Raw genomic sequence first — 4,712 nt, 5'->3', positions numbered from 1 at the left:
CGACCGAGGTCCGGCGCAAGAGCACGATGGACCGCGAGATGGAGGTCGCGGCGCTGCTGGATCGGCGCGAGCGCATGCAAATGACGCCCGACGAACGCGAGGCCAGCGGCGAGGCGCTGCGCCGAGCGGTACTGACCCTGTGGCAAACCAACCTGCTGCGCCGAACCAAGCTGAGTGTGCTCGACGAGGTCGCCAACGGCCTGTCGTTCTACGACTACACCTTCCTCCGCGAAGTGCCGCGGCTGCTCTGCGCATTGGAGGACCGGCTCGACGAGGGCGAGGAGACGGCGGGCGACTTGGCCTCATTTCTGCGGATGGGAAGCTGGATCGGCGGCGACCGTGACGGCAATCCTTTCGTCACCGCCGAGGTCATGCGAGGCACGCTGAAGCTGCAGTCGAGCCTGGTGCTGCATTTCTATTTGGAAGAACTGCATCTGCTCGGGGCCGAACTGTCCGTGGCGGCGAATCTGGCGGACATCTCCGACGAGCTGCGTGCGCTGGCGCAGCGTTCGCCCGACAGCTCGCCGCATCGGGTCGGCGAACCCTATCGTCTGGCCGTTTCGGGCATCTATGCGCGGTTGACGGCAACCGCGAAGCAACTCGGCGTCGAGATCAGCCGGCCGCCGGTCGGCGAGGGAGCCGCCTACACGAGCGTGAAAGAGTTCCAGGGCGAGCTCGACATCCTCCATCGCTCGCTGATATCGAACAATGCCCGCGTGATCGCACGCGGGCGCTTGCGGATGCTGCGCCGCGCGGTCGACTGCTTCGGCTTCCATCTGGCGCGGCTCGACATCAGGCAGAATTCGGCGGTGCATGAGCGCACGGTTGCGGAGCTGTTCGACACGGCGATGCCCGGCAACTCCTATCTCGCGCTCGGCGAAGAGGCGCGGGTCGCGTTGCTGCTCAGCGAGCTGCGTAGTACCCGGCCGCTGATGTCGCAATTCGTCAAGTACAGCGACGAGACGCTCAGTGAGCTCGACGTGTTTCGCGCGACGGCGGAAGCGCACGCGATGTTCGGCGCCGACGTGATCCCCCAATGCATCATCTCGATGTGCAAGGGCATGTCCGATATGCTCGAGGTGGCGCTGCTGCTGAAGGAAGTCGGGCTGATCGACCCTTCGGGGCGCAGCGCGGTCAACATCGTGCCGCTGTTCGAGACCATCGAGGATCTGCAGGCCTCCAGCGCCATCATGGACCGCATGCTGGCGCTGCACGATTATCGCCGCCTGGTCGACAGCCGCGGCTCGGTCCAGGAGGTGATGCTCGGCTATTCCGACAGCAACAAGGATGGCGGCTTCGTCACCTCCGGCTGGGAGCTCTACAAGGCCGAGATTGGTCTGGTCGACATCTTCGAGCGGCATGGCGTGCGGTTGCGGCTGTTCCACGGCCGCGGCGGCTCGGTCGGCCGTGGCGGCGGACCGAGCTATGATGCGATCATCGCCCAGCCCGGCGGCGCGGTGAACGGACAGATCAGGATCACCGAGCAGGGCGAGATCATCTCCAGCAAATATTCCAACGCCGAGGTCGGCCGCAACAATCTGGAGATCCTGGCGGCGGCCACGTTGGAAGCAAGCCTGCTGCATCCGCGCCAGCCAGCGCCGAAGCGCGATTATCTCACCGCGATGGACCGGCTCTCCGAACTCGCCTTCAAGGCCTATCGCGGCCTGGTCTATGAGACCGACGGCTTCGTCGAGTATTTCTGGGCCTCGACGGTCATCAACGAGATCGCGACCTTGAACATCGGCAGCCGTCCGGCCTCACGCAAGAAGACCCGGGCGATCGAGGATCTAAGGGCGATCCCCTGGGTGTTTTCCTGGGCACAATGCCGGCTGATGCTGCCGGGCTGGTATGGCTTTGGCAGCGCGGTCGAAACCTGGGTCGCGGAAAATCCCGATCACGGCATGGCGTTCCTCAAGGAGCTCTATCGCGAGTGGCCGTTCTTCCGCATGCTGCTGTCGAACATGGACATGGTGCTGGCGAAGAGCTCGATCGCGATCGCCTCGCGCTATGCCGAACTGGTGCCGGACGAGGAGCTGCGCAAGACCATCTTCGGCCGCATCCGCGGTGAATGGGAGCTCGTGGTCCGGACGCTGCACGAGATCATGGGGCAGGAGCGGCTGCTGCAAGGCAATCCGCTGCTCGAGCGCTCGGTGCGCCATCGCTTCCCCTATCTCGATCCGCTCAACCATGTTCAGGTCGAGCTTCTGAAAGCGCATCGCGCGCAGACCGTGGACGAGCAGGCGCTGCGCGGCATCCAACTCACGATCAACGGGATTTCGGCGGGGTTGCGAAATACGGGCTGACGCGGCGAATGGTGAGTGGCGAATAGCGAATGGCGGTTTCCCCATTCGCTATTCCCCATTCGCCATTTGCTAACAATTATGCGCGCCCATGGTCTCCACATAGACCGCATAGAGCGACTGGCTCGCGGTCATGAACAGGCGGTTGCGCTTCTTGCCGCCGAAAGTGAGATTGGCGCAGGTCTCCGGCAGCTTGATCTGGCCGATCCGCTCACCGTCGGGCGCAAACACCTGCACGCCATCATAGCCTTCGCCGACCCAGCCGGCTCCGACCCAGATATTGCCGTCGATGTCGACGCGCATGCCGTCGGGGAATCCCGACTTGCCGTCGAGCGTCATGTCGATCAGCGTGCGCGGGTTCGACAGCTTGTCGCCGTTGAGATCGTACTGCCAGACGATGTTCTTGGCTTGCGGATAGTGCGTGGTGCCTGTGTCGCAAACATAGACCTTCTTGTAGTCGTGGCTGAAGGCGATGCCGTTCGGCTTGAACGGCTCGTCCGCAACCTTGGTGAGCTGTCCGGTTTGCCCGTCGAGCCGGTACACCGCTTCCTTCTGATAGGGCTGCACCGAGCCGGTGTTGGCGCGCTGGCCTTCGTAGATGCTGACCGCGCCATAGCCGGGATCGGTGAACCAGATCGATTTGTCGTTGGGATGCGCGACCATGTCGTTCGGTCCGTTGAGCGGCTTGCCGTTGGCTTGCTCGGCCAGCACTGTCAGCGAACCGTTGTGCTCCCAGCGCACCAGCCGGGTGCGCTCGGCGGAGATCTGGCGCCCTTCGAAATCGAAGGTGTTGCCGTTGGCCTCATTCGACGGCTTGTGGAACTGCTCGGAGATGTGCCCGTCATCGTCGAGATAGCGTAGCTGGCGGTTCGCGGGAATGTCGCTCCAGACCAGGTACTGGCCCTGCGCGTTCCAGGCCGGACCTTCCGCCCACAGGCAGCCGGTGAACAGCCGCTTGATCGCGGTGTTGCCGACCTTGGCCTTGAAACGCTTCTCATTGATCACGACGATATCGGGATCGGGATAGCGCTCCGGTTCGGCGCCGCGTCCGTAGTTGCGGGCACTGGCCGGCGAGATGGCCGCGGCGGTAGCAGCGAGCGCCGCCGCGCCTTTCAGGAGTGCGCGCCGGTCGAAGCCGTCAGCTTCGACCGACTTCGCGTTGTCAGGGATCTGTCGCTGATCTGTCATATGCGTCCCCTCAGATTTTGTTGGAAGGACAGCATACGCCACAATCGGGGCACAATGCGGGCAAGATGCTTGTAAAGCAACCTGAACGAGATTGCGCCGCACGCGACTTGCCGCGGTGCAACTGAGCACGGCTGATAGGATCAGATCGGATCCCAGCCGAACACGTCGGCTGACCGGTCGAGCTTGTAGAACGACGGCTTCAAGGCCGGCATCCCATGCTCGGCGACGGTCTGTGGCGTCCAGCCTTCACCACGATGGACCGAACGCAGCGGGCGCGACTGGCCCATCAGGAAGATCTCGTTCATGCGCACGGCGAAGATCTGCCCGGTGACATCCTTCGCGGCATCACCGAGCAGATAAGCGACAACAGGCGCGATCTTCTCCGGCCCCATCTGCTTGATCTTTTCTACGCGGGCCTTCTCGGCCTCGGTCTCGGTCGGGATTGTCCCGATCATGCGGCTCCAGGCGAACGGCGAGACGCAGTTGGAACGCACGTTGAAGCGGTCCATGTCGAGCGCGATCGACTTCGACAGGCCGACGATGCCGAGCTTGGCAGCCGCGTAGTTGGCCTGGCCGAAATTGCCGACCAGACCCGAGGTCGAGGTGAAGTGCACGAAGGCCCCGCTCTCCTGCTCGCGGAACAACCGGGCAGCCGCATGCGAGGTGTAGAACGAACCCATCAAATGGACCTTGATGACGGACTCGAAGGCTTCCACGCTCATCTTGTGGAAGATCATGTCGCGCAGGATGCCGGCATTGTTGACAACGCCGTCGAGCCGGCCGAAGTGATCGGTCGCGGTCTTGATGATCTTGCTGGCCGGAATGGCCTCGGCCACGGACTCGAAATTCGCCACCGCGGTGCCGCCGCGCTTCCTGATCTCCTCGACCACTTCCTCGGCGGGCGCCGCGCTGGTGCCGGAGCCGTCGGAGGCGCCTCCGGGATCGTTGACCACGACCTTGGCGCCCTCCGCGGCGCAGAGCAGCGCGATCTCGCGGCCGATGCCGCGTCCCGCGCCAGTGACGACGATGACTTTGTCCTGAAGTGATTTGGCCATGGAGTTCTCCAGCTTGCTTTCTTGACCTCGCCCCGCTTGCGGGGAGAGGTCGGATCGCATCGTCAGATGCGATCCGGGTGAGGGGGTACAAGTCTAACAACTCGAACCGAATGTACGTCTGCCCCTCACCCCGACCCTCTCCCCGTAAGAACGGGGAGAGGGAGAGGAG

The 4,712-nt window shown here is 63.6% G+C and carries 3 protein-coding genes; 1 reads left to right on the top strand and 2 read right to left on the bottom strand.

What is annotated here, in order from left to right; genetic code table 11:
- The coding region (ppc, locus tag WA702_RS18655; RefSeq protein ID WP_425112010.1) for a phosphoenolpyruvate carboxylase at positions 1-2,303 on the top strand (2,303 nt) is incomplete at its 5' end.
- A 69-nt stretch (positions 2,304-2,372) separates the two neighbouring features.
- Here ppc and WA702_RS18650 read toward each other — a convergent pair.
- The gene (locus WA702_RS18650; RefSeq protein ID WP_425112009.1) at positions 2,373-3,488 is read right to left on the bottom strand and encodes an SMP-30/gluconolactonase/LRE family protein; all 1,116 of its coding nucleotides are present in this window, start codon (positions 3,486-3,488) and stop codon (positions 2,373-2,375) included.
- A 140-nt stretch (positions 3,489-3,628) separates the two neighbouring features.
- Positions 3,629-4,543, bottom strand: a complete 915-nt coding sequence (locus tag WA702_RS18645; RefSeq protein WP_425112008.1) for an SDR family NAD(P)-dependent oxidoreductase — start codon at positions 4,541-4,543, stop codon at positions 3,629-3,631.
- Positions 4,544-4,712 lie beyond the last annotated feature (169 nt).

Origin of the sequence: Bradyrhizobium sp., from assembly GCF_049798375.1 — a bacterium.
GTDB lineage: Bacteria > Pseudomonadota > Alphaproteobacteria > Rhizobiales > Xanthobacteraceae > Bradyrhizobium.
The sequence above is the reverse complement of the archived record's forward strand: the minus strand, read 5'-3'. Positions and strand labels throughout refer to the sequence as shown.

Coding starts and splice junctions, on each gene's coding strand:
- WA702_RS18650 (WP_425112009.1), bottom strand. CDS start 3,488: ATGACAGATCAGCGACAGATCCCTGACAACGCGAAGTCGGTCGAAGCT.
- WA702_RS18645 (WP_425112008.1), bottom strand. CDS start 4,543: ATGGCCAAATCACTTCAGGACAAAGTCATCGTCGTCACTGGCGCGGGA.